The 22,141-nt window shown below is 59.6% G+C and carries 21 protein-coding genes; 9 read left to right on the forward strand and 12 right to left on the reverse strand.

What is annotated here, in order from left to right:
• Position 1 precedes the first annotated feature (1 nt).
• Complete coding sequence (gene oadA, locus ASD95_RS00840; RefSeq protein ID WP_056726816.1) at positions 2 to 1,810, forward strand: sodium-extruding oxaloacetate decarboxylase subunit alpha; 1,809 nt, start codon at positions 2 to 4, stop codon at positions 1,808 to 1,810.
• Between the two features lie 108 nt (positions 1,811 to 1,918).
• Here the strand turns inward: oadA and ASD95_RS00845 are convergent, their stop codons facing one another.
• The 3 genes from ASD95_RS00845 to ASD95_RS00855 are packed head-to-tail and all read right to left on the reverse strand — an operon-like array spanning position 1,919 to position 3,696.
• Entirely contained in the window at positions 1,919 to 2,599 is a 681-nt protein-coding gene (locus tag ASD95_RS00845; RefSeq protein WP_056726817.1) for a GNAT family N-acetyltransferase, read from the reverse strand.
• 16 nt (positions 2,600 to 2,615) lie between these two features.
• Entirely contained in the window at positions 2,616 to 3,062 is a 447-nt protein-coding gene (locus tag ASD95_RS00850; protein WP_056726818.1) for a GNAT family N-acetyltransferase, read from the reverse strand.
• Between the two features lie 10 nt (positions 3,063 to 3,072).
• Positions 3,073 to 3,696 carry an FMN-binding negative transcriptional regulator gene (locus tag ASD95_RS00855; RefSeq protein ID WP_056726819.1) on the reverse strand — a complete coding sequence of 208 codons (624 nt, stop codon included), beginning with the start codon at positions 3,694 to 3,696 and terminating at the stop codon, positions 3,073 to 3,075.
• A gap of 92 nt (positions 3,697 to 3,788) precedes the next feature.
• Here ASD95_RS00855 and pdxR point away from each other — a divergent pair, with 92 nt between their 5' ends.
• Both pdxR and ASD95_RS00865 read left to right on the forward strand, forming a co-directional pair.
• The gene (gene pdxR / locus ASD95_RS00860) at positions 3,789 to 5,342 is read left to right on the forward strand and encodes a MocR-like pyridoxine biosynthesis transcription factor PdxR (RefSeq protein WP_056726820.1); all 1,554 of its coding nucleotides are present in this window, start codon (positions 3,789 to 3,791) and stop codon (positions 5,340 to 5,342) included.
• A 349-nt stretch (positions 5,343 to 5,691) separates the two neighbouring features.
• Positions 5,692 to 6,150, forward strand: a complete 459-nt coding sequence (locus ASD95_RS00865) for a hypothetical protein (protein WP_056726821.1) — start codon at positions 5,692 to 5,694, stop codon at positions 6,148 to 6,150.
• A gap of 50 nt (positions 6,151 to 6,200) precedes the next feature.
• Here ASD95_RS00865 and ASD95_RS00870 read toward each other — a convergent pair whose 3' ends face one another.
• The 6 genes from ASD95_RS00870 to ASD95_RS00895 all read right to left on the reverse strand — a co-directional run bounded on the left by ASD95_RS00870 (position 6,201) and on the right by ASD95_RS00895 (position 14,053).
• Entirely contained in the window at positions 6,201 to 7,301 is a 1,101-nt protein-coding gene (locus ASD95_RS00870) for a polyamine ABC transporter substrate-binding protein (protein WP_056726822.1), read from the reverse strand.
• Between the two features lie 15 nt (positions 7,302 to 7,316).
• Positions 7,317 to 8,345 carry a histone deacetylase family protein gene (locus tag ASD95_RS00875; protein WP_056726823.1) on the reverse strand — a complete coding sequence of 343 codons (1,029 nt, stop codon included), beginning with the start codon at positions 8,343 to 8,345 and terminating at the stop codon, positions 7,317 to 7,319.
• Positions 8,346 to 8,482: 137 nt separating this feature from the next.
• Positions 8,483 to 9,481 (reverse strand): AraC family transcriptional regulator, encoded by a 999-nt coding sequence (locus ASD95_RS00880; protein ID WP_056726824.1) that lies wholly within the window; start codon positions 9,479 to 9,481, stop codon positions 8,483 to 8,485.
• A gap of 105 nt (positions 9,482 to 9,586) precedes the next feature.
• On the reverse strand, positions 9,587 to 10,591 hold the full coding sequence (locus ASD95_RS00885; protein WP_056726825.1) for an asparaginase: 1,005 nt from the start codon (positions 10,589 to 10,591) through the stop codon (positions 9,587 to 9,589).
• 100 nt (positions 10,592 to 10,691) lie between these two features.
• Positions 10,692 to 12,143 (reverse strand): alanine/glycine:cation symporter family protein, encoded by a 1,452-nt coding sequence (locus ASD95_RS00890; protein WP_056726826.1) that lies wholly within the window; start codon positions 12,141 to 12,143, stop codon positions 10,692 to 10,694.
• 485 nt (positions 12,144 to 12,628) lie between these two features.
• Positions 12,629 to 14,053 carry an aspartate ammonia-lyase gene (locus ASD95_RS00895; RefSeq protein ID WP_046038891.1) on the reverse strand — a complete coding sequence of 475 codons (1,425 nt, stop codon included), beginning with the start codon at positions 14,051 to 14,053 and terminating at the stop codon, positions 12,629 to 12,631.
• 180 nt (positions 14,054 to 14,233) lie between these two features.
• Between ASD95_RS00895 and ASD95_RS00900 the strand changes: the two genes are divergently transcribed.
• Entirely contained in the window at positions 14,234 to 15,145 is a 912-nt protein-coding gene (locus ASD95_RS00900; RefSeq protein ID WP_056726827.1) for a LysR substrate-binding domain-containing protein, read from the forward strand.
• A 123-nt stretch (positions 15,146 to 15,268) separates the two neighbouring features.
• Here ASD95_RS00900 and ASD95_RS00905 read toward each other — a convergent pair whose 3' ends face one another.
• Positions 15,269 to 15,859: a reprolysin-like metallopeptidase gene (locus ASD95_RS00905; protein ID WP_056726828.1), complete on the reverse strand. Its 591-nt coding sequence runs from the start codon at positions 15,857 to 15,859 to the stop codon at positions 15,269 to 15,271.
• 402 nt (positions 15,860 to 16,261) lie between these two features.
• On the opposite strand from ASD95_RS00905, the gene purE reads away from it, so the two are divergent.
• The 4 genes from purE to ASD95_RS00925 all read left to right on the forward strand — a co-directional run bounded on the left by purE (position 16,262) and on the right by ASD95_RS00925 (position 18,824).
• Complete coding sequence (gene purE, locus ASD95_RS00910; protein ID WP_046038893.1) at positions 16,262 to 16,753, forward strand: 5-(carboxyamino)imidazole ribonucleotide mutase; 492 nt, start codon at positions 16,262 to 16,264, stop codon at positions 16,751 to 16,753.
• A gap of 11 nt (positions 16,754 to 16,764) precedes the next feature.
• Complete coding sequence (locus tag ASD95_RS00915; RefSeq protein WP_056726829.1) at positions 16,765 to 17,847, forward strand: 5-(carboxyamino)imidazole ribonucleotide synthase; 1,083 nt, start codon at positions 16,765 to 16,767, stop codon at positions 17,845 to 17,847.
• Between the two features lie 107 nt (positions 17,848 to 17,954).
• Positions 17,955 to 18,200 (forward strand): GlsB/YeaQ/YmgE family stress response membrane protein, encoded by a 246-nt coding sequence (locus ASD95_RS00920; RefSeq protein ID WP_008030708.1) that lies wholly within the window; start codon positions 17,955 to 17,957, stop codon positions 18,198 to 18,200.
• Between the two features lie 87 nt (positions 18,201 to 18,287).
• Entirely contained in the window at positions 18,288 to 18,824 is a 537-nt protein-coding gene (locus ASD95_RS00925) for a DUF3299 domain-containing protein (protein ID WP_056727029.1), read from the forward strand.
• Between the two features lie 138 nt (positions 18,825 to 18,962).
• Here the strand turns inward: ASD95_RS00925 and ASD95_RS00930 are convergent, their stop codons facing one another.
• Both ASD95_RS00930 and ASD95_RS00935 read right to left on the reverse strand, forming a co-directional pair.
• Complete coding sequence (locus tag ASD95_RS00930) at positions 18,963 to 19,862, reverse strand: D-hexose-6-phosphate mutarotase (protein ID WP_056726830.1); 900 nt, start codon at positions 19,860 to 19,862, stop codon at positions 18,963 to 18,965.
• A gap of 69 nt (positions 19,863 to 19,931) precedes the next feature.
• Complete coding sequence (locus ASD95_RS00935) at positions 19,932 to 20,336, reverse strand: acyl-CoA thioesterase (RefSeq protein WP_007942704.1); 405 nt, start codon at positions 20,334 to 20,336, stop codon at positions 19,932 to 19,934.
• A 362-nt stretch (positions 20,337 to 20,698) separates the two neighbouring features.
• Between ASD95_RS00935 and ASD95_RS00940 the strand changes: the two genes are divergently transcribed.
• Positions 20,699 to 21,997 (forward strand): MFS transporter, encoded by a 1,299-nt coding sequence (locus ASD95_RS00940; protein WP_056726831.1) that lies wholly within the window; start codon positions 20,699 to 20,701, stop codon positions 21,995 to 21,997.
• Positions 21,998 to 22,141: the final 144 nt, after the last annotated feature.

A 22,141-nucleotide genomic window follows, 5' to 3' on the forward strand; every position in this document is an offset into this window, starting at 1 on the left:
AATGAGCAAGAAGATTCATGTAACCGACACCATCCTGCGCGACGCTCACCAATCGCTGCTGGCGACCCGCATGCGCACCGAAGACATGCTGCCGATCTGCGACAAGCTCGACAAAGTCGGCTACTGGTCGTTGGAATGCTGGGGCGGCGCGACGTTCGACGCCTGCGTACGTTTCCTGAAAGAAGACCCGTGGGAGCGACTGCGCCAACTGCGCGCTGCGCTGCCTAACACCCGTCTGCAAATGCTGCTGCGTGGCCAGAACCTGCTGGGCTACCGCCACTACAGCGACGACGTGGTCAAGGCCTTCGTCGCCAAGGCGGCGGTCAACGGTATCGACGTGTTCCGCATCTTCGACGCCATGAACGACGTGCGTAACCTGCGCGTGGCCATCGAAGCGGTGAAAGCCGCCGGCAAACACGCCCAGGGCACCATCGCCTACACCACCAGCCCGGTGCACACCATCGAGGCCTTCGTGAGCCAGGCCAAGCAAATGGAAGCCATGGGTTGCGACTCGGTGGCGATCAAGGACATGGCCGGCCTGCTGACCCCGTACGCCACCGGCGAACTGGTCAAGGCGCTGAAAGCCGAGCAATCGCTGCCAGTGTTCATTCACTCCCACGACACGGCTGGTCTGGCCGCGATGTGCCAAATGAAGGCCATCGAAAACGGTGCCGACCACATCGACACCGCGATCTCCAGTTTCGCCTGGGGCACCAGCCACCCGGGTACCGAGTCGATGGTCGCCGCCCTTAAAGGCAGCGAGTTCGACACCGGCCTGAACCTGGAGCTGCTGCAGGAGATCGGCCTGTACTTCTACGCCGTGCGCAAGAAGTACCACCAGTTCGAAAGTGAATTCACCGCCGTCGACACCCGTGTTCAAGTCAACCAGGTACCGGGCGGGATGATCTCCAACCTGGCCAACCAGTTGAAAGAGCAGGGCGCACTCAATCGCATGAGCGAAGTGCTGGCCGAAATCCCGCGGGTTCGTGAAGACCTCGGCTTCCCGCCGCTGGTGACTCCGACTTCGCAGATCGTCGGCACCCAGGCGTTCTTCAACGTGCTGGCCGGCGAGCGCTACAAGACCATCACCAACGAAGTGAAACTGTACCTGCAAGGCGGTTACGGTAAGGCGCCGGGCACCGTGAACGAACAACTGCGTCGCCAGGCCATCGGCAGCGAAGAAGTGATCGACGTTCGCCCGGCCGATTTGCTCAAGCCGGAAATGGCCAAGCTGCGTGCCGACATCGGCGCACTGGCCAAGTCCGAAGAAGACGTGCTGACCTTCGCCATGTTCCCGGACATCGGTCGCAAGTTCCTCGAAGAACGCGCCGCTGGGACTCTGACACCTGAAGTGTTGCTGCCGATTCCTGAAGCCGGTGGCGTCGCCTCGGCTGGTGGCGAAGGCGTACCGACCGAGTTCGTCATCGACGTTCACGGCGAAACCTACCGCGTCGACATTACTGGTGTGGGCGTCAAGGCCGAAGGCAAGCGTCACTTCTACCTGTCCATCGACGGCATGCCGGAAGAAGTGGTATTCGAACCGCTCAACGAATTCGTCGGTGGCGGCAGCAGCAAGCGCAAGCAAGCCACTGCACCGGGTCACGTCAGCACCACCATGCCGGGCAACATCGTCGACGTGCTGGTCAAGGAGGGCGACACCGTCAAGGCAGGCCAGGCCGTGCTGATCACCGAAGCGATGAAGATGGAAACCGAAGTCCAGGCAGCCATCGCCGGTAAAGTCACCGCCATTCACGTGGCCAAGGGCGACCGGGTGAACCCGGGCGAGATCCTGATCGAGATCGAAGGCTGAGTTAACAGCCGCGATACAACGCTTTATACCTCGGGGGAGCATGTGCTCCCCTTTTTTTCGCCCGAAATTCAACCCGCGGCCTTCGCCGAAGACTGCGGTTTTATGGATTCAGGACTGTTGCGTTCTGCACTCCACCAACCCTTTAACCTGACCCGAGGCGGTTTGGTTCTCATCGCTCAGCCACTTCTCGAACCCGGCGCCAATCGCCGGCCATTCCGAATCCAGAATCGAGTACCACGCGGTGTCCCGATTTTGTCCTTTGACCACCATGTGCTGACGGAACACTCCCTCAAAACTGAAGCCCAGGCGCTCGGCCGCGTATTTGGAGCGGGCGTTGGCGTTGTTGCATTTCCATTCCAGGCGACGGTAACCCAGGGCAAAGGATTCCTTGGCCAACAGGTAAACCGCCTCGGTGCTTTTCGGCGAGCGCTGCATCGGGGCGCCGAAGGTAACGTGGCCGATTTCGATGCGGCCCTGGGCCGGGACGATGGACATCAGGCTGAGTATGCCCTGGACCTCGCCGCTGGCGCGGTCGATTACGCTGAAGAAATACGGGTCGCTACTGGCCGCGTGGTTGTTCAGCCAGTCGTTGAAGACGCTGCGCTCAGGGAAGGGGCCGTAAGGCAGGTAGTCCCACAGCTTCGGGTCGGCGCCGGGGCCTTGCAGGGCGTTGAACAGGTCGTCGCCGTGGCGCGCCGGGTCGAGTTTTTCCAGGCGGATGTAACGCCCTTCGATCAGTTGAGTCGTGGGGGCCGGGACGCCTTTCCAGTCGGCGAGTGAAATCGACATGCTGTTCTCCTTGAACTTAGATGGCTTTGCGAAACTGGATGAAACCCGGGCGTTCGGCGATGCGCTCGTAGAGCTGGATCGCGGTGGCGTTGGTTTCGTGGGTCAGCCAGTGGACTTTGTTGCAACCGTCGGCCTTGGCCGTGGTGTAGACGAATTCGATCAACTGGCGGCCGACACCGGTGCCACGGGTTTCCGGGACCACCAGCAAGTCCTGCAGGTAGCAGGAGTTCTCTATGGCCCAGTTCGAACGATGGTAGATGAAATGCACCATGCCCACCGCTTTGCCGTCGGCCCAGGCGAGGGCGGCGTGGGTTGGCTCGTTCGGATCGAGCATGCGCTGCCAGGTGCTTTGGGTAACGGCCTCCGGCAGTTCGGTTTTATAGAAGCGCAGGTAGGCTTGCCACAGCGGCAACCAGGCCGCGTGATCACCGGCGGTGACTTGGCGAATGTCGATTTGACTCATGGTTACCTCCTTAGCGCATTAATTGGGCGAGGCTTTGGTCGTTGACGTCGGGGCTGGCGGCCAGGCCTTCGCGCACACCGGCGATGTCGGCGGGGCTGCGGTTCTGGCTGAGTTTGCGCTTGCCTTCCAGACGGTCGATGGGAATGGCGAAACCGACAATGGCCTTGAGCATGCCGTCGATGTAATCGGCGGGGGCATCGGCCACTGACCACGGTTGGGCGCGGCCAGCTTCATGACGATCGGTGAGGGTGCTGACGATGTCGAGCAGCCGTCCGCCATCGCTGAAGGTTTCGGCTCGGCCGTAGGCGTGTACGGCGACGTAGTTCCAGGTAGGCACGACTTTGCCGTGTTCGGCCTTGCTTGGGTAGAAGCCAGGGCTGACGTAGGCGTCGGCACCGGCAAATATCAGCAGGGCTTCGGCGCCGTCGCGCAGGTCTTTCCATTGTGGATTGGCTTTGGCCAGATGCCCGTACAACGTGCCGTTCGAACCTTGTTCGCAGTGCAGCAGCACCGGTACATGGCTGGCTTGCAGGCCGCTTTCACCATGGGTCACCAATATGGCGAGACGGGTGGCGAGGATCAGTTCATGCAGTTGGGACAACTCGTCGATGGCAAAAGCACGTGGCGTATACATGGAGATATTTTCCTTGGCGAATGCCTGCATCCTAGGCAGGCTATTGGTCTGTTGTAAGAGCCATTAACGACCAATTTCATGGGTCCATTACGATGACCAGCGAACCACTGTCCCTGACCTTCAACCCGGCGGGTATCGAACTTGATCGTCGCCAGGGGCTGAGTCGTCAGCTCTACCAGGCATTGCGCACGCGTGTGCTCGACGGACGACTGGCCAGCGGTACGCGTCTGCCGGCCAGTCGTGATCTGGCTGCCGCGCTGGCGATTTCCCGTAACAGCGTGGTGCGCGCCTACGATCAGTTGTACGCCGAAGGGTTTATCGAAGGGCGGGTAGGCGACGGGACTTATGTCGCGCAATTGCCCCAGGCAACCGTGCCGGCAAAAAAACTATCCACAAAAGTATCCACAGGGTTTTCAACAGGGTTACCCACAGCCTTATCCACAAATTGGCTCGATTTACCTGTGGATTCATCCAGCAAAGTTATCCACAACGACCCGTTGACCCGGGTCAAAAACAACCATTTAGCCAATCCTCCGAGCGGTCCGCCCCGGGCATTTCGGGTGGGTGTCCCGGCGTTCGATCTGTTTCCATTCGAGGTCTGGGCCAAGCTGAATGCGGCTTTCTGGCGCAAGCCGGATTTTCAACAGCTGTGCTACGGCGACCCGGCAGGCGATGCACGCCTGCGCGGGATGATCGCCGCGTATTTGCGCAGTTCGCGGGGCATGCAATGCACAGCTGAGCAAATTTTGATCACCAGTGGCGCGCAGCAGGGAATCAGCCTTTGTGCACAGTTGCTGGTGGAGCCCGGCGACGGGGTAGCGATTGAAAATCCGGGGTATCGGGCGGCCGGTCATGCCTTTGCCGTGGCGGGGGCGCGGTTACACGGGGTGGCGGTGGACAGCGAGGGTATCAATTGCAGCGAACTGTCAGCACTCGATGATTGTCGGCTGACCTACGTCACGCCGTCCCACCAGTATCCCACCGGCGTGGTCATGAGCCTGGCGCGACGTCTGGAGCTGCTGGCCTGGGCCGAGCGCACCCAAGGCTGGATCGTCGAGGACGATTACGATGGCGAGTACCGCTACAGCGGCGCGCCACTGGCGCCTTTGGCGGCACTCGATCGTAACGGGCGGGTGTTGTATGTCGGCACGTTCGGCAAGGTCGCGTTTCCGGCATTGCGTCTCGGTTATCTGGTGCTGCCGCCGGGGCTGGTGCAGGCGTTTGCGCAACGACGTGCAGTGGACGTACGGCATTCCGAAGTCAGCACCCAGGCGGTGATGGCCGAGTTCATGGCGGCCGGGCATTTCCAGCGGCACATAAGGCGCATGCGGCGTGCGGCGCTGAGTCGGCGCAATACCTTGCTCAACGGTTGGCCGCTGGATATTCCAGGCATTGGCAAGCTACCCACCGTCGCCGCAGGGCTGCACATGACGGTGCCGGTCGACAGCGTGGCCCGTGAACGCGAGCTGATCGAGTTGGCGAGCAGTGTCGATGTCGAGGTCAACGGCTTGAGCAGTTATTGGCTGCCGGATTGCGCAACCCCGATGGATCAACGCGCCGGTCTGGTACTGGGATTTGCCGCGGTGCCCGAAAAGGCCATCGAGGCGGCGCTGCAACGGTTGCGGACGGTGTGGCGTGCTGGCTGAAACGTGCGAGGTCTTGATAACGACGGGGGCTGCGGATCGCCGGGTCGACACAGTTCTGTGGTGTCCTTTTTCTGGTCAGGTAACCCACCACGTCGTAGCCAGGCTACATGGTTAAATGTCGAAGTTGTAGTTGTAACAAAGTTATATGAAACACTTTCAGGATTGACCGAGCACATCAATGCGCATAAATAATTTGTGCGTAACGGAGGAAGTGTGCACGCAAGCGAAATCGATAATTTCTGTTGTGTATTCTTATTGCCGTTTTATAAGTTTATTTATCATTCGATTCTATGAAGTCATGACCTGAATTCGGGTGTTTTTTTGCTTGGACTCATCAAGGAATATTACTATGAAACATTTACACGCAAAGTGCCTGAAAGCAGCGCTGGAAGCAACGAGGTGCCAGGGCCTGCGGCAGGTAACGGGCGACCACTTTACTGCAACGATTGATGGTGCGGCCTTTAACGCCGATGACGTTCAAGGATTTATCAGTTTTGGTGTAAAGATTGTGGTGGGAGTCATTAATGAGGGAAATAATCGGCGATATATATCGGTGGCGGCGGATGAAGATCTTGGTGACGGAGAGCATGATGTCAGTCTCGATGGAAAAGTCACCATCGGCTATATGATAGAAAATGCAGGGGAGCCGAATCTGGAATATCCTGCGGAGTCTGGTCGAGCTCATATTTGTGGTGAAGGTAATCAACAGGAGTTCTCTGGCTCATTCAATGTCAAGTTGATTGAAGAGTCGCCTTACAAAGAAATTGAAGCAACTTTCAAGGTGGCCAATTTGCATCGCCTGGCCTGAGTTCTAACAATAAAACCTCCTGCCAGCAACGGCAGGAGGTTTTTCTTATCTCAAGTCCCGGACTTGATCTTGGTCCAGGCCCGGGTGCGCGCACGTTCGGCATCGCGCGGCAGCGGTTGCAGGGTGTAGAGCGTGCCCATCGCCGCGTCGGTCGGATACAGGTTGGGGTTGTTGCGAATCGCCGGATCGACCAGTTCCGTGGCGTCCTTGTTCGGGTTCGGATACCCCACGAAGTCACTGACCGGTGCAATCACTTGCGGCTGCAGCAGGTAGTTGATGAAGGTGTAGGCGTCTTCGGGGTTTTTCGCCCCTTTCGGAATCGCCAGCATGTCGAACCAGATCGGCGCGCCTTCTTTCGGCAGGCGCATGTCGACAACAACACCGTTCTTGGCTTCCTTGGCGCGGTTGGCGGCTTGCGAGAAGCTGCCGGAATAACCGACTGCGACACAGATGTCACCGTTGGCAATGTCGGCCATGTACTTGGACGAGTGGAAGTAAGTGATGTACGGACGGATCTTCATTAGCAGTGCTTCAGCCTTGGCGTAGTCCGCGGGCTTCTTGCTGTTGGGGTCCAGGCCGAGGTGTTGCAGGGCCAGCGGCAAAATCTCGGAAGGCGAGTCGAGCAGGGCGACGCCGCACTGCTTGAGCTTGCTGATGTTCTCTTCCTTGAAGATCAGGTCCCAGCTGTCTACCGGCGCGTCGGCGCCCAGGGCTGCCCTGACCTTGTCCGGGTTGAATCCGATCAGGATGGTCCCGTACATGTACGGCACGGCGAACTTGTTGCCTGGGTCGTTGGCTTCGATCAGCTTCATCAGCTTGGGATCGAGGTGGTTCCAGTTCGGCAGCTTGCTGCGGTCCAGGGGCTGGAATACCCCGGCTTCAATTTGCTTGGCGAGGAACACATTGGACGGCACCACCACGTCGTATCCGGAGTTGCCGGTCAGCAGCTTGGCTTCCAGTGCTTCATTGGTGTCGAAGATGTCGTAGACCAGTTTGGTCTGGGCGTTCTGGGTCTTGAAGTCTTCCAGGGCCTTGGGGGTGATGTAGTCGAACCAGTTGTAGACGCGCAACGTCCGCTCTTCCGCGTGTGCGGTGCCGCTGAGCAGCGTGGCGCACAGGGCTGGAAAAATAAAACGCTTAAGACTTTTCATTCTTCTACTTCCTCATTAAGCGCTTTCAAAACCTTCGAGAACGTTTACGGCATTGATGCCGATTTCTTCCACGGCATAGCCGCCTTCCATGACGAACAGCGTGGGTTTGCCGAGCGCTGCGATGCGCTTGCCCATGGCCAGGTAATCCGGGCTGTCGAGTTTGAATTGCGAGATCGGATCGTCCTTGAAGGTATCGACACCCAGGGACACGACGATGATGTTGGCACCGTAGCTTTCGATCTCTTTGCAGGCTTGTTCCAGCGCTGCGCTCCAAGTATCCCAGCCTGAACCGGCGGCCAACGGATAGTTGAAGTTGAACCCTTCGCCAGCACCTTCGCCGCGTTCATCTTCATAGCCGAGGAAGAACGGGAACTCGGCTTCCGGGTGGCCGTGAATCGAGGTGAACAGCACGTCGCTGCGCTCGTAGAAAATCGATTGGGTGCCGTTGCCGTGGTGGTAATCGACGTCGAGGATCGCAACTTTTTTGTGGCCCTGATCGAGGAACGCCTGGGCGGCGATGGCGGCGTTGTTGAGGTAGCAATAACCGCCCATCAAATCGCTGGCGGCGTGGTGTCCCGGTGGGCGGCACAGGGCGAACGCAGATCGGGCGCCGCGCTGGATTTCCGCTTGGGCGGTGAGGGCGACCTGTGCTGCGCTGTACGCCGCTTGCCAGGTGCCGGCGGTAATCGGGGCGCCGCCGTCGAAGCTGTAATAACCGAGTTGGCCGTGCAAGCTGGTGGGTTTGATCGGGCGCAAGGTGCGTGCAGGCCAGGTGTAGGGCAGCAGGTCACCGTCGGTGTTGAATTCGGTCCAGCGCGTCCAGGCACCCTTGAAGAAGTCGAGGTAGTCGCGACTGTGGATGCGCGCGATGGGCTCAAGACCGAAGTCCTTTGGCGCTTCGACTGGGCCAAGGTTCTGGTTCTGCACGCGTTGCAGCACGTGGTCGGCGCGCGAAGGCATCTCGAAGCACGGCTTGAGCTGGCCGTCGATGAGTTCACAGCGGCCATGGTGCAGGTGGTGATCGTCAGAGTAGATCGTCAGCATTTGTTGTTCTCCGCAGGGCTGATTCGGTTGCCCCCAGTGTTGCGGCGCACGACGAATCGGAGAACGGCAGGAAAGGCCAAAAGGGGATCGATACGGCCAAAACATTTGACCGAAATTCGCCCCTTGCTCCCACAGGTTTATCCGTGTGGCCGGAACTGGCTGGGCGCCACACCACTCCAGCGCACAAACGCATGGCGAAAGCTCGCGGTCTCGCTGAAGCCCAGCGCCTCGGCAATTTGATAGATCGGCAACTGATCCTCGCACAGCATTTGCTTGGCCTGCTCGAAGCGCAGTTCGTCGAGCAGTTCCTGATAGCTGCAACCCATGTCCTTGAGATGCCGGCGCAAGGTACGCGCCGAACAGTTCATTTGCTCGGCCAGCCCTTCCAGCCCGGGCGCGGCATTCAGATGCGCGCTGAGCAATTGGCGGATCCGTCCCAGCCAGGCCTGACGCCCGGTGAACTCGATGTTCTGTTTGCGGCAGCGTTCGGCCATGGCTTGATGGGTGATGACATCGGCCAGCGGCAGTGGCTGGTCGAGCCAGCGCTTGTCGAAGGCGAAGGCATTGTTCCGCGCGTCGAAGTGCACCGGGCAGTTGAAGTGTTCGGCGTAGGTCGCTTCGTAGTCGGGCGCGGCATGTTCGAAGCGTGCGCCGAGCAAGGGCAGGGAATGGCCGAGCAGGTCGTCACAGGTGACTTTCAGCGACACCAGGCAGAACTCGGCGTTGAACACCGCCATGGCCGGGCTCTCGCGGTAATCGGCGGCGGCGAACCAGATGCGCTCGCCATCGTCCTCCAGGCTCAGTTCGAAAAGTGTTCCCAGCAGCGCCGGGTAGCGCATCGCCAGACGCAAAGCGTCACCGAAGGTGGCACTGGTGAGCAGGGCGTAACCGAGCATGCCGTAGCAGGAAACGTGCATCCGCCGGCCCAGTTCCAGGCCGATGTCGCGCTTGAGGGCGACGGCGTTGGCACAGACCTGCATTTCCTGATTGGTGGTGATGCGCGTGTCGGCACGGTTCAGATCCGCCGCACTGATGCCGCTTCCGGCCAGCAGCGCTTCGCTGGACAAGCCTTGTGCCTTGAAGGCATCGAGTACCAGGGAGACGGCGTTGAGCGTGGTGAGGTGGGAGTGGAGCATGAGGACTTCCAGCCTTGGGGTGGCTGGAGCGCAGCAAGTTGTATGCCGGGTGAGAGTCCCAATGTGGGAGCGAGCAAGCCCGCTCCCACAGGGTTATGTGTTGATTCAGCTCAGTTCGCCGCACAGGTCGAGTTCGACAAGCCGACGGACTTCGTCCGTTTCAAGCCCCGCACCCAACAACCCATGCAACTTGCCGAACGCCGCCTCACGGGTCATGCCGCCACCGGACAACACGCCCACACCGCGCAAGCGACTGCCGGCTTCATAGACGTCCAGTTCAACCCCGCCTTCGTGGCATTGCGTGACGGCTACCACGACCACGCCGTTGTCCCGCGCACGTGCGAGGCTGGCGAGAAACCCGGGGTTGTCGCTCGGGCCGGTGCCGCTGCCGTAGCACTCCAGCACCAGGCCCTGAATGCCGCTGTCGAGCAAGCCATCCAGCACTTCGGCGCCGATGCCGGGAAACAGCGGCAGCACCGCGACGCACGCCAATTGTTTGGGCTGGTGGTAATTCAGCTGCGACGGAACCGAAGTCGCTTTCACGCCACCACCCTGACGCTCCAGTCGCTTGAACGGATGACGGCCAAAACTGCGTACCTTGGCGCAACGGGTCGGGTCCAGCAGTTCGCCATGGAAGTACAGATGCACGCCCGGCGCCAGGCCCTGGCCCAGCGCAACCAGTGCGCCGCCGAGGTTTTCCCAGGCGTCGCTGTCAGTCACGCCAGCTGGCAGCATCGAGCCGGTGAAGCACACGCGGGCATGCAGGCCGAGCAACTGGAAACTCATCGCGGCTGCGCTGTAGGCCAGGGTGTCGGTGCCATGCAGGATCAGCACGCTGTCGCAGCCCTGAACATCCACCGCATCGACCACGGCTTCACGCAGCTGCTGCCAATACGTCGGGGTCATGTTGGCGCTGTCGATCAGCGGCGACATTTCACGAAAGCGCCATTGCGGCACCACCAGCTCGGGCTGGCTGTGCAGGTAGTCGCGCATCCGCGCTTCGAAGCCGGATGCCGGGGCCAGGCCGTTGGCGCTGGCCTGCATGCCGATGGTGCCGCCGGTGTAGAGCACCATGACGTGCTGAGCGGCGGGATAGATCGGGGCATTCATGGGAGGTTCTCCAAAAATGATGACAGCTTGTTTCCGAGCATGACGCCGGTTGCAAGCTGTGTCACGTCGGGCGCAGGGGATGCGCCCGGTTTTCTACCGATCAGCGTTGCGCTGCGGTCACGCCTGCCGGAGCAGCTTCAGCTTTGGCGGTGGGTGCTGGCGGGTTCGCCGGCCAGGCTTTCAGGTCCAGATCCAGATCCGGGAATTTGCTCGAATCGAATACCGGCGTGGTGATGCCAGCGGCGCGCTGGTCATCGTAGTCACGCAGGATGCGCATGCCGACCTTGAACAGCAGGAACAGCGCGATCAGGTTGACGAACGCGAGCATGGTCATGGTGATGTCGGCGAAGGCAAATACGGTGCCGAGGTTTTCGATGGCGCCCCAGAAAATCAGCACCAGTACCAGCGCGCGATAGCCCATCAGCGCCTTGCGGTTTTCACCGATCAAAAAGCGCAGGTTGTTCTCGCCCAGGTAGTAGTTGTAGAGGATCGAGGTGAACACGAACAAAGCCAGGGCCACGGAGATGAACATCCGGCCCCAGTCACCGACCACGGCGGCCAGAGAGTTCTGGGTCAGGGCAATGCCGTCGCCTTCGAAGCCCGGGGTGTAGAAGCCGGAGAGCAGGATTAGCAGCGCGGTGCAGGTGCAGATCACGAAGGTATCGAGGAACACGCTGAACGCCTGGACCACACCTTGTGCCACCGGGTGCTCGACCGCCGCGACAGCCGCTACGTTCGGCGCACTGCCCAGGCCGGCTTCGTTGGCGAACACGCCCCGCTTCACGCCCATGACGATGGCGCTGCCGATCAGTCCGCCGAAGGCCTGGTCCAGACCAAAGGCGCTCTTGACGATAGTCATCAGCATGCCCGGCACATGGTCGAACTGCAGCACGATCACGTAGAGGGTCACGCCGATGTACACCAGGGTTTTCACCGGCACCAACAGGTCGGCGACCTTGGCGATGCGCTTGATCCCCCCGATGAACACCAGGCCCAACAGCACGGCCAGGCCGATGCCGGTGTAAGTGGTGTCGAGGCCGAAGGCGTTGTTCAGCGAGTGCGTCACGGCGTGGGCTTGCAGGCCGTTGAAGGCGAAGCCGAACGTTACCAGCAGCAGGAACGCCATCAGCATGCCCAGCCAGCGTTTTTGCAGGCCGTGCTGGATGTAATAAGACGGGCCACCACGGAACTGGCCTTCGGAATCGCAGCGCTTGTAGAGCTGGCCGAGTGAGCATTCGAAGAAGCTGCTGGACATACCGACCAGCGCGGTCACCCACATCCAGAACACGGCACCGGGGCCGCCGAGGGTCACGGCAATGCCGACACCGGCGATGTTGCCCGCACCGACGCGGCCGGCGAGGCTGAGCATCAGGGCCTGGAACGAACTGAGTTGCCCGGCGCTGCTTTTGAGGCTGTCGCGGAACACCGCGAACATGTGGAAGAAGTGACGCAATTGAACGAAACGCGAGCGGATCGTGAAGTAGCTACCGAGCCCGACAATGAGCACGATCAGTACTTTCCCTGAGAGGAAGTCGTTAATGACTTCGAGCATGGATTATTCCTCGCTGTTTTTTGTGTAGGCAACAATGCTGGCCGGACAGACACATCGAGTTACACCCCTTGGCGCACGGCACAATGGGCGGTTCGACGTTCGTCCCGGTTTCATATCGCGGGTTTGTTATTAGTTCGGGTTTCGCATGGGTTGTGGCCTCGCTACCGACGACCGCTCATGCGAAGAGGGGCGGCACTATACCGATCAGTGGCGCGCCCGTCTGCACAGTAGTGGTGCAAGCGACGAAACGAGGTGCTGCAGAATCAAAAGATCGCAGCCTTCGGCAGCTCCTACAGGTGTACGTCAAACATGTAGGAGCTGCCGAAGGCTGCGATCTTGGCGGTATCAAATACACAAAACATTTAACGTCCTGCCCGCGAAGAAGTTAAAAAAAAGGGCCTGGGGACTAAATCCCCAAGCCCTCAAAAGGTGAGAGGTGTCTAGTCCCTCGACCTGGTGAGCGGTGCTACAAGTAACGCGTCGGGTTATGCCTTCAGAGGCACCAGACGCGGAGCAATCATGTTTTCCGGGCGCAAGATGTCGGCGAGCATGGCTTCGTCGAGCAGACCTTCTTCGCGCACCAGTTCCAGCACGCCGCGGCCGCTTTCAAGGGCGAGGCCGGCGATGCGGGTGGCATTCTTGTAGCCGATGTACGGGTTCAGCGCGGTGACCAGGCCGATCGAGTGCTCGACCAGTTCACGGCAGCGTGCTTCGTTGGCGGTGATGCCGACGATGCAGTGTTCGCGCAGCATGTCCATGGCGCGTTGCAGCAGGCGGATCGAGTCGAAGATCTTGAAGGCGATCAGCGGCTCCATCACGTTCAGTTGCAGCTGGCCGCCTTCGGCCGCGATGGTCAGGGCCAGGTCGTTACCGATGATCTGGAACGCCACCTGGTTGACCGCTTCCGGAATAACCGGGTTGACCTTGCCTGGCATGATCGAACTGCCTGGTTGACGCGCCGGCAGGTTGATCTCGTTGATGCCGGTGCGTGGGCCGCTGGACAGCAGGCGCAGGTCGTTGCAGATCTTCGACAGCTTGACCGCGGTACGCTTGAGCATGCCGGAGAACAGCACGAAGGCGCCCATGTCGGAGGTGGCTTCGATCAGGTCGGCGGCCGGTACCAGCGGTTGACCGCTGATCACTGCCAGACGCTGAACGGCCAGGTGCTGGTAACGCGGGTCGGCGTTGATGCCGGTGCCGATCGCGGTGCCACCCAGGTTCACTTCGGTCAGCACTTCCGGAGCCAGGGTCTTCAGGCGTGCCAGGTCTTCACCCAGGGTGGTGGCAAACGCACGGAACTCCTGACCCAGGGTCATCGGAACGGCGTCTTGCAGCTGGGTACGACCCATCTTCAGGACGTGGTTGAATTCTTCACCCTTGGCCGCGAACGCTTGAATCAGGCTGTCGAGGCTGGCGAGCAGGGCGTCGTGACCGAGCAACAGGCCCAGACGGATCGCCGTCGGGTAGGCGTCGTTGGTCGACTGCGCCATGTTCACGTCATCGTTCGGGTGCAGGTACTGGTACTCGCCTTTCTGGTGACCCATGGCCTCCAGCGCGATGTTGGCGATGACTTCGTTGGCATTCATGTTGGTCGAAGTGCCAGCGCCGCCTTGGATCATGTCCACCACGAATTCTTCGTGGAAGTCGCCGCGGATCAAACGTGCACAGGCTTCGCTGATGGCAGCGTGCTTGGCTTCGCTCAGGTGACCCAATTCACGGTTGGCGTCAGCGGCGGCCTGTTTAACCATCGCCAGGCCGACAACCAGTTTCGGGTAGTGCGAAATCGGAACGCCCGAAAGGCGGAAATTATTCACCGCTCGCAGGGTCTGGATACCGTAATACGCTTGAGCCGGTACTTCGAGGGCGCCAAGCAGGTCATTTTCTGTGCGGAATGATGCAGCGGAGGACATGATAGAAATCATCTCAATATGGACCCGGTCTGTGCCGGAACGTTGTGAATGCTAGGCCTGTGGAGAATTTTGGGCCAATGCTGTTAAACACTAGGCTATGCATATTCGGCATAATACCCGTGTGACGCCGTCCTGACGGCGAGCGTGTGACCTAAATTGGTGCATGTCCGGGAGGGCGTGATGAATCTGGAAAGCAAATGGCTGGAGGACTTCAGTGCCCTGGCCGCCACCCGCAGTTTCTCCCAGGCCGCCGAGCGGCGTTTTGTGACGCAGCCGGCGTTCAGTCGGCGAATCCGCAGCCTTGAAGCCGCGTTGGGGCTGACCCTGGTCAACCGTTCGCGCACGCCGGTGGAGCTGACGGCGGCAGGGCAATTGTTTCTGGTCACCGCGCGCACCGTAGTCGAACAGCTGGGCGAAGTGCTGCGCCATCTGCATCACCTGGAAGGCGGACAGGGCGAAGTGATGCAGGTCGCTGCCGCGCACTCCCTGGCGCTCGGTTTCTTTCCGCGCTGGATCGCGCAGTTGCGCAACGAAGGCCTGAATATCGCCACGCGGCTGGTGGCGACCAACGTCGGTGACGCGGTGCATGCATTGCGTGAAGGCGGCTGCGACCTGATGCTGGCGTTCTACGACCCGGACGCCGCCATGCAGATGGACCCGGAAATCTTCCCCTCGCTGCACCTTGGGCACACCGAGATGCTGCCGGTCTGCGCCGCCGACGCCGACGGTAAGCCACTGTTCGACCTGGAAGGCGAAGGCAGCGTGCCGTTGCTGGCGTACAGCGCCGGTGCGTTTCTCGGCCGTTCGGTGAACATGCTGTTGCGTCAGCGGGCGCTGCGCTTCACCACCATCTACGAAACCGCCATGGCCGACAGCCTGAAAAGCATGGCTCTGGAGGGACTGGGCATCGCCTGGGTTCCGCAGTTGAGCGTGCGTGCCGAGCTGACGCGTGGCGAACTGGTAGTGTGTGGCGGTCCGCAATGGCATGTGCCGCTGGAGATTCGTCTGTACCGCTGTGCGCTGGTGCGCAAAGCGAATGTCCGGTTGTTGTGGCGCAAGCTCGAGAGCGGCGTAGCGGGTGCTACTGTTTGAGAGCCAGGAACTCATGGCCAGCTCTGTGGCCATGAGTTGCAGCAACTGTTCATTCAGCGTAAGCGTGTTAATGGCACAAACACGCCATGCGCGGATTTCAGGTCGCGCGATACCGAAACGAACTTACGCAAAAGTGCTAAGGTGTTTGCGAATGTTTTCCCTGTTTTTTTCACTGTATCGATAAGCGTTTCCACGTACGCCTGAGAATTCGTCCGAGAGCATGATCGTGTCGTGCCACCAGCCGTCATAGATGACTTCACTGTCTTCATGTGTCGCGCCCAACATGTGGCCTATTTCATGTGCTGGGACTTGTTTGGAGGTGATCGCCGCAATTGCGCAATGACCTTTGACTTGGCCGTATCCGCTTGTCGATTCGAGGAGACCCCCTGCCTTTGTGTTGATATTGTTTCGGGTCAACAAGAGGACTTTCGTCAGGTCCGGTTCATGTTCTTCATATTTTAATATCTTTGTATACCAGTCCCGTATCAGGTTGCACCACCCTCGCAGCGCAGCTGAACCATCTTCGTTTCTGTAGTTGTATCCTGACAACTCCGGAACTTCATGATGAGCGTACATCAAAAATCTGACCTTGCGTTCCGAGATGGATTCAAGCTCTGTTTTCAGCCAGGAAAAGTAATCGGTGTATAAATCATTTTTTTGATATTCCTGAAGATCCTTGTGAAGGACAACTATTATGGTAATAGGCTTTTTCATATTTGTACTCCCTGTTCAATTATGATTTTTTACCGTTTTATATTTGCGTTGTCTGGCGGTGTTCGCAATTTTTAAGTGGGTTTAATTGTTTCTGTTGAGAGCTTCAATGAACTTATGATCACCAGATCCGCACATTGAATTGCGAATTGTATTGAGCTACTAAGTTAAGAAATTCACGACATTCAGGCAGTCAAATGACTGACTTGATGGTCAAGAAATACCTATTTTTCGAGCGCGTGACAGATGGTCGCCACAGGGGCTGTTTATCCGCTTCTTTGAGGTATACTGCGCGGCCTTCGGCCGGTTACGACCGGCCATAATTCGTACAATCAAGCCACGCATCCTGCGTGGCTTGTTGTTTTTTGACGCGCCTGCGGGCGCCCAGAGAGAAGAGGCACGACGATGAGTGCACTGGTTGGCGTGATCATGGGCTCCAAGTCCGATTGGTCCACCCTTAGCCACACCGCCGATATGCTGGAAAAGCTCGGCATCCCTTACGAGGTGAAAGTGGTTTCTGCCCACCGTACCCCGGACCTGCTGTTCCAGTACGCTGAAGAAGCCGAGGCGCGTGGCATCGAGGTGATCATCGCCGGTGCCGGTGGCGCGGCCCACTTGCCTGGCATGTGTGCAGCCAAGACTCACCTGCCGGTGCTTGGCGTACCGGTTCAGTCCGCTATGCTGTCGGGCGTTGATTCGCTGCTCTCTATTGTGCAGATGCCAGCGGGCATTCCGGTCGCCACCCTGGCCATCGGCAAGGCGGGCGCAATCAACGCAGCACTGCTGTCGGCGAGTATCCTTGGCGCCAAGCACCCGCAGTTCCACGCGGTGCTGAAAACCTTCCGTGCTGAGCAGACAGACAGCGTCCTGGACAATCCAGACCCACGCATCGCCTGAGGTTGTTGACGATGAAGATCGGTGTAATCGGTGGCGGCCAGTTGGGTCGCATGTTGGCGCTGGCGGGCACTCCGCTGGGCATGAACTTCGCTTTCCTGGACCCGGCGCCGGATGCTTGCGCAGCCGCGTTGGGCGAACACCTGCGAGCCGATTACGGCGATCAGGATCACCTGCGTCAGCTGGCCGATGAAGTCGATCTGGTGACCTTCGAGTTCGAAAGTGTTCCGGCCGAGACCGTGGCGTTCCTGTCACAATTCGTCCCGGTCTACCCGAGTGCCGAAGCACTGCGTATCGCCCGCGATCGCTGGTTCGAGAAGAGCATGTTCAAGGACCTGGGGATTCCTACCCCGGCGTTCGCCGACATTCAGTCCCAGGCTGATCTGGACGCCGCCGTGGCTTCCATCGGTCTGCCAGCGGTGCTGAAGACCCGTACCCTGGGTTACGACGGCAAGGGTCAGAAAGTCCTGCGCACGCCAGAAGATGTGGTTGGCACCTTTGCCGAACTGGGCAGCGTGGCCTGCCTGCTGGAAGGCTTCGTGCCGTTCACCGGTGAAGTCTCGCTGATCGCCGTGCGTGCCCGCGACGGTGAAACCCGCTTCTATCCGCTGGTACACAACACCCACGAAAGCGGCATTCTCAAGTTGTCCGTGGCCAGCACCGATCACCCGCTGCAAGCCCTGGCCGAAGACTACTCCAGCCGTGTGCTCAAGCAACTGGATTACGTCGGTGTGATGGCGTTCGAGTTCTTTGAAGTCGACGGTGGCCTCAAGGCCAACGAAATCGCCCCGCGGGTACACAACTCAGGGCACTGGACTACCGAAGGCGCCGAGTGCAGCCAGTTCGAAAACCACCTGCGGGCCGTTGCCGGCCTGCCGTTGGGTTCGACTGCCAAGGTTGGCGAGAGCGCGATGCTCAACTTCATTGGCAAAGTGCCAGAGTCCGAGAAGGTCCTGACCATCGCCGATTGCCATCTGCATCACTATGGCAAGGCGTTCAAGGTCGGCCGCAAGGTCGGTCATGCCAACCTTCGTTGTGCAGACCGCGAGACGCTGGCGGCCCAGGTTCTCAAGGTGCAAGCACTGATCGCCGAATAGTTTTTTATGTGCAACGGTGGAACCTTCGGGGTGCGCCGTTCTCTCATGGCAGGTTGCGAAAGTCTGACTAGGCTTTCCAATAGCTACTTCATTGAGAGGAGAATGCCATGGGAATTATCGGAACCATCTTTATCGGCTTGATTGTCGGCCTGCTGGCTCGGTTCCTGAAACCTGGCGATGACAGCATGGGCTGGATCATGACGATCCTGCTCGGTATCGGCGGTTCGCTGGCGGCCACTTACGGCGGCCAAGCCCTGGGCATCTATCAGGCTGGTCAAGGTGCAGGTTTCATCGGTGCGCTGGTGGGCGCCGTTGTGTTGCTGGTGATCTACGGGTTGATCAAAAAGAACTGATCCAGGCGACAAAGCCCTCTCCGCCAAACCGGCCGGGAGGGCTAGAATGCTCGGCGTTTCCTGTTCTTCCCTTTGCCGAGCACCTTCATGCGCCGTCTTTTGTTGACTCTTGTTTTACTGGGTTCGGGCCTTGCCCATGCCGGCGAACTGCCGGAAACCGACTGGCTCGAATTGATGCCCAAGTCGGACCAGAAGGCCCTCGAGGCCATGCCTGAAATCGACCACAACTCCCCTGAAGCCAATGGCACTTTCACCGACAAGGGTGGAATGAAGCAGGCCAAAGGCTTGCCTGCGGTGATGTACTCGACCAAGACCGTTGCGTCGATGAACGACAAGAACATCCGCATTGGCGGTTACCCCGTGCCGCTTGAGTCCGACGCCAAGGGCAACAGCACGTTGTTTTTCCTCGTGCCATACCCGGGCGCCTGCATCCACGTACCGCCTCCGCCTCCCAATCAATTGGTGCTGGTGCGCTATCCAAAGGGCCTGAAGCTGAATGATATCTACACGCCGCTGTGGGTCACCGGCACGCTGAAAGTCGAGAAGGTCAGCAATGACCTGGCCGATGCGGCATATGCGCTGGATGCGCAGAAGGTACGGGTGGTGAAAGAGTCGGATTTGTAACGCCCCGCCAGATGGCTTGGCACAAAAAACTGTGGGAGCGAGCTTGCTCGCGATGGCGGTGTAACAGGCAACTTAAATGTTGAATGTTATGGCCTTATCGCGAGCAAGCTCGCTCCCACATTGGTTTTGTGGTGTTGCTTAGAGAGAGTTGCTGCCGATACTCACGCCCAGCGTATGGCTAGCACCTGGTTTCAGGTTCACCACATCACCCATCACATTCGCCGTCTCGATGCACAGCATGCGCTGCCAGCCATCGTCGGCCATGTCGCTGAACGCGGCGGCGCGGTCGATCCACGGGTTCCAGATCACCGCGGTGCGCGAGCCCATGCTGGTCAGTTCGATGCGTCGCTCCCAGGCCGGGTCGACGATGCTCAGCAGTGGCGGGACATTAAGATAGATGCGGTCAGTTTCGCCGCTAAATCGCAGATCGCCGGACTGTTGCTTGGTTTTCCAGTCTTCCAGGGTTTCGATGTAGCTCAAGCCATCCACGCCTTCGACATGCACTTCGCGCACATCGCTGACGGCAAAGTAACTGTGCAGCGCCTGGCTGATGCTGACGGTTTCAGCGCCCCGGTTGTGGCTGGTCAGGTGGATGTGCAATTGCTCGTCGAGGCGAATGCTCAGCGTCAAATCCACCTGGTGCGGCCAGCCGGGAAAGCCGCCTTCAGGGTAGGGCAGGAGGAATTCGACCCTCAGGCTTTCGCCCTCGGCTTCGATGCCGCCCAGTTCCCAATCCATCGCTCGCACGAAGCCGTGAGCCGACGGCGCTTCATTGCTGGTGCGCATCGCCTGAACGCTTTGCGGGTTGCGCGCAAAGTTGCCGAACCATGGCCAGCACACCGGCACGCCGGCGCGGATGCTCTTGCCGGTCTTGAACACGGCCTCGTCGTTGAGCCAGATCAGCGGCGGCTGGCCGGCCAATTGATAGCTGAGGATGTGCGCGCCTTGCTGGGCCACCAGTAATTCGGCCTGACCGTGGCGGATGCGCCAGCAGTTCAGTTCATCCAGTTTTACGGCTTCAACATTGGGCGTGCTCATGGGACAGCTCTCGATCAGTAACGTGGACGACTATCGACCGCAAAACGGCTACCAGGTTTAAAAGCTCTTTCAGCGAGCCCGGGGCGGAACCGAGCGGGTGCGACCGCTGCCATCGATGGCCACGAACACAAACACCGCTTCGGTTACTTTACGCCACTCGCTGGACAGTGGATCGTCGCTCCAGACTTCGACCATCATCTTGATCGAGCTGCGGCCGATTTCCAGGGCCTGGGTATAAAAGGAGAGCTGAGCGCCCACCGCCACCGGTACCAGAAACGCCATGCGGTCGATTGCAACGGTGGCAACGCGCCCGCCAGCGACCTTGCTGGCCATCGCGGTGCCTGCCAAATCCATCTGCGCCACCAGCCAGCCGCCGAAAATATCGCCAAAGCCGTTGGTTTCGCGAGGAAGCGCGGTGATTTGCAGGGCCAGGTCGCCTTGCGGGATCGGATCTTCTTGTTCGAGTTCTATCATGCCGGGGGGCCTCTGACCCGTGACTCTTCGTTGGTATTGCTGGTGGTAGCCGTCTTCGGGAAAAACGATTCAGCACCGAACATACTACGTTCGTCACGTTTTCCATCAGGCGCCTAAAGGGAAACTCTGCGAAATCGCCTATGAACCTGACAGGCGCTTTCGCACAGCAACCCCTCAAAAACCGGAGCAGGCTTTGAGTATATCGGTCGGTAGACTCCGCGACGACCGTCCGGTTCTCATTTTGACTGTCAAAAACGCACCTCTATGTGCTTTTTCGAACAATTTGCTATCGTGCCGGACCTGCCCAAACCTCAGCCAGCGTTGTTGAGGTTGCAGATCCGACTATAAGAGAAGCCCTTGCCATGACCACAGCGCCCTCGAGCATCGCGCAGCCAGACCAACCCGCACGTCCGCTGACCCGCAACGACTACAAGACTCTATCGCTGTCGGCCCTGGGCGGCGCGCTGGAGTTCTACGATTTCATCATCTTCGTGTTCTTCGCCACGGTGGTGGGCAAGCTGTTCTTCCCGGCGGACATGCCTGAATGGCTACGCCTGATGCAGACCTTTGGCATCTTCGCCGCCGGCTATCTGGCGCGGCCGCTGGGCGGCATCGTGATGGCGCACTTCGGCGACCTGCTGGGCCGCAAGAAAATGTTCACCCTGAGCATTTTCATGATGGCGGTGCCCACCTTGATCATGGGTTTGCTGCCGACTTATGCGCAGATCGGCATGTGGGCGCCGATCCTGTTGCTGTTGATGCGGGTGATCCAGGGCGCGGCCATTGGCGGTGAAGTGCCGGGGGCGTGGGTCTTCGTTTCCGAGCACGTTCCGCAGCGGCATGTCGGCTACGCCTGCGGCACCCTGACCAGCGGCCTGACGGCGGGCATCCTGCTCGGCTCGCTGGTCGCCACGGCGATCAACAGCCTTTACACCCCGGTGGAAGTAGCGGATTACGCCTGGCGGATTCCGTTCCTGCTGGGTGGCGTGTTCGGCCTGTTCTCGGTGTACCTGCGTCGCTGGTTGCACGAAACCCCGGTGTTCGCCGAGTTGCAACAGCGCAAGGCCCTGGCCGAAGAAGTGCCGCTGCGGGCGGTGCTGCGTGACCATCGAGGCGCCATTGCCATTTCGATGTTGCTGACCTGGCTGCTGTCGGCCGCCATCGTGGTGTTGATCCTGATGACCCCGACTGTGTTGCAGACGGTCTATCACTTCTCGCCAACCACGTCCCTGCAGGCGAACAGCGTGGCGATCGTGTTCCTGAGCTTTGGTTGCATCATTGCCGGCGCACTGGCCGATCGCTTCGGTGCGGGACGAGTCTTCGTGATCGGCTGTACCGCGCTGCTGGCCAGTTCCTGGACCTTCTACCACAGCCTGGCCGATCATCCCGACTGGCTGTTCCCGATGTATGCCCTGACCGGTCTGCTGGTCGGCACCATCGGCGCGGTGCCCTATGTGATGGTCAAGGCGTTCCCGCCGGTGGTGCGTTTCAGCGGCCTGTCGTTCTCGTACAACGTCGCCTACGCGATTTTCGGTGGTCTGACACCGATGATCGTCAGCCTGTTGCTCAAGGAGAGTGCGATGGGGCCTGCCTATTATGTGGCGGTGCTATGCGGGGTGGGGATTCTGGTAGGTGCATATCTCTGGAAGAAGGGCCGCTGATAGCGAACGATCACAGCACTCCTCACATCTACAGTTACAACTGAAAGGCCAGCCTTCCAAGCGGAGTGCTGGCCTTTCATCCAATTGTCATATTTCAGCCATAGAGTGTTCACACGGCCTGCTGATACTTGGCCCCGAATAACA

The organism is Pseudomonas sp. Root71 (assembly GCF_001429045.1).
GTDB classification, from domain to species: domain Bacteria; phylum Pseudomonadota; class Gammaproteobacteria; order Pseudomonadales; family Pseudomonadaceae; genus Aquipseudomonas; species Aquipseudomonas monachiensis.

Excerpts from the sequence above, each read along its gene's own strand:
- oadA (WP_056726816.1), top strand. The coding sequence starts at position 2 with ATGAGCAAGAAGATTCATGTAACCGACACCATCCTGCGCGACGCTCAC.
- ASD95_RS00845 (WP_056726817.1), bottom strand. The coding sequence starts at position 2,599 with ATGTCGATTTCACTCGCCGACTGGAAAGGCGTCCCGGCCCCCACGACT.
- ASD95_RS00850 (WP_056726818.1), bottom strand. The coding sequence starts at position 3,062 with ATGAGTCAAATCGACATTCGCCAAGTCACCGCCGGTGATCACGCGGCC.
- ASD95_RS00855 (WP_056726819.1), bottom strand. The coding sequence starts at position 3,696 with ATGTATACGCCACGTGCTTTTGCCATCGACGAGTTGTCCCAACTGCAT.
- pdxR (WP_056726820.1), top strand. The coding sequence starts at position 3,789 with ATGACCAGCGAACCACTGTCCCTGACCTTCAACCCGGCGGGTATCGAA.
- ASD95_RS00865 (WP_056726821.1), top strand. The coding sequence starts at position 5,692 with ATGAAACATTTACACGCAAAGTGCCTGAAAGCAGCGCTGGAAGCAACG.
- ASD95_RS00870 (WP_056726822.1), bottom strand. The coding sequence starts at position 7,301 with ATGAAAAGTCTTAAGCGTTTTATTTTTCCAGCCCTGTGCGCCACGCTG.
- ASD95_RS00875 (WP_056726823.1), bottom strand. The coding sequence starts at position 8,345 with ATGCTGACGATCTACTCTGACGATCACCACCTGCACCATGGCCGCTGT.
- ASD95_RS00880 (WP_056726824.1), bottom strand. The coding sequence starts at position 9,481 with ATGCTCCACTCCCACCTCACCACGCTCAACGCCGTCTCCCTGGTACTC.
- ASD95_RS00885 (WP_056726825.1), bottom strand. The coding sequence starts at position 10,591 with ATGAATGCCCCGATCTATCCCGCCGCTCAGCACGTCATGGTGCTCTAC.
- ASD95_RS00890 (WP_056726826.1), bottom strand. The coding sequence starts at position 12,143 with ATGCTCGAAGTCATTAACGACTTCCTCTCAGGGAAAGTACTGATCGTG.
- ASD95_RS00895 (WP_046038891.1), bottom strand. The coding sequence starts at position 14,053 with ATGTCCTCCGCTGCATCATTCCGCACAGAAAATGACCTGCTTGGCGCC.
- ASD95_RS00900 (WP_056726827.1), top strand. The coding sequence starts at position 14,234 with ATGAATCTGGAAAGCAAATGGCTGGAGGACTTCAGTGCCCTGGCCGCC.
- ASD95_RS00905 (WP_056726828.1), bottom strand. The coding sequence starts at position 15,859 with ATGAAAAAGCCTATTACCATAATAGTTGTCCTTCACAAGGATCTTCAG.
- purE (WP_046038893.1), top strand. The coding sequence starts at position 16,262 with ATGAGTGCACTGGTTGGCGTGATCATGGGCTCCAAGTCCGATTGGTCC.
- ASD95_RS00915 (WP_056726829.1), top strand. The coding sequence starts at position 16,765 with ATGAAGATCGGTGTAATCGGTGGCGGCCAGTTGGGTCGCATGTTGGCG.
- ASD95_RS00920 (WP_008030708.1), top strand. The coding sequence starts at position 17,955 with ATGGGAATTATCGGAACCATCTTTATCGGCTTGATTGTCGGCCTGCTG.
- ASD95_RS00925 (WP_056727029.1), top strand. The coding sequence starts at position 18,288 with ATGCGCCGTCTTTTGTTGACTCTTGTTTTACTGGGTTCGGGCCTTGCC.
- ASD95_RS00930 (WP_056726830.1), bottom strand. The coding sequence starts at position 19,862 with ATGAGCACGCCCAATGTTGAAGCCGTAAAACTGGATGAACTGAACTGC.
- ASD95_RS00935 (WP_007942704.1), bottom strand. The coding sequence starts at position 20,336 with ATGATAGAACTCGAACAAGAAGATCCGATCCCGCAAGGCGACCTGGCC.
- ASD95_RS00940 (WP_056726831.1), top strand. The coding sequence starts at position 20,699 with ATGACCACAGCGCCCTCGAGCATCGCGCAGCCAGACCAACCCGCACGT.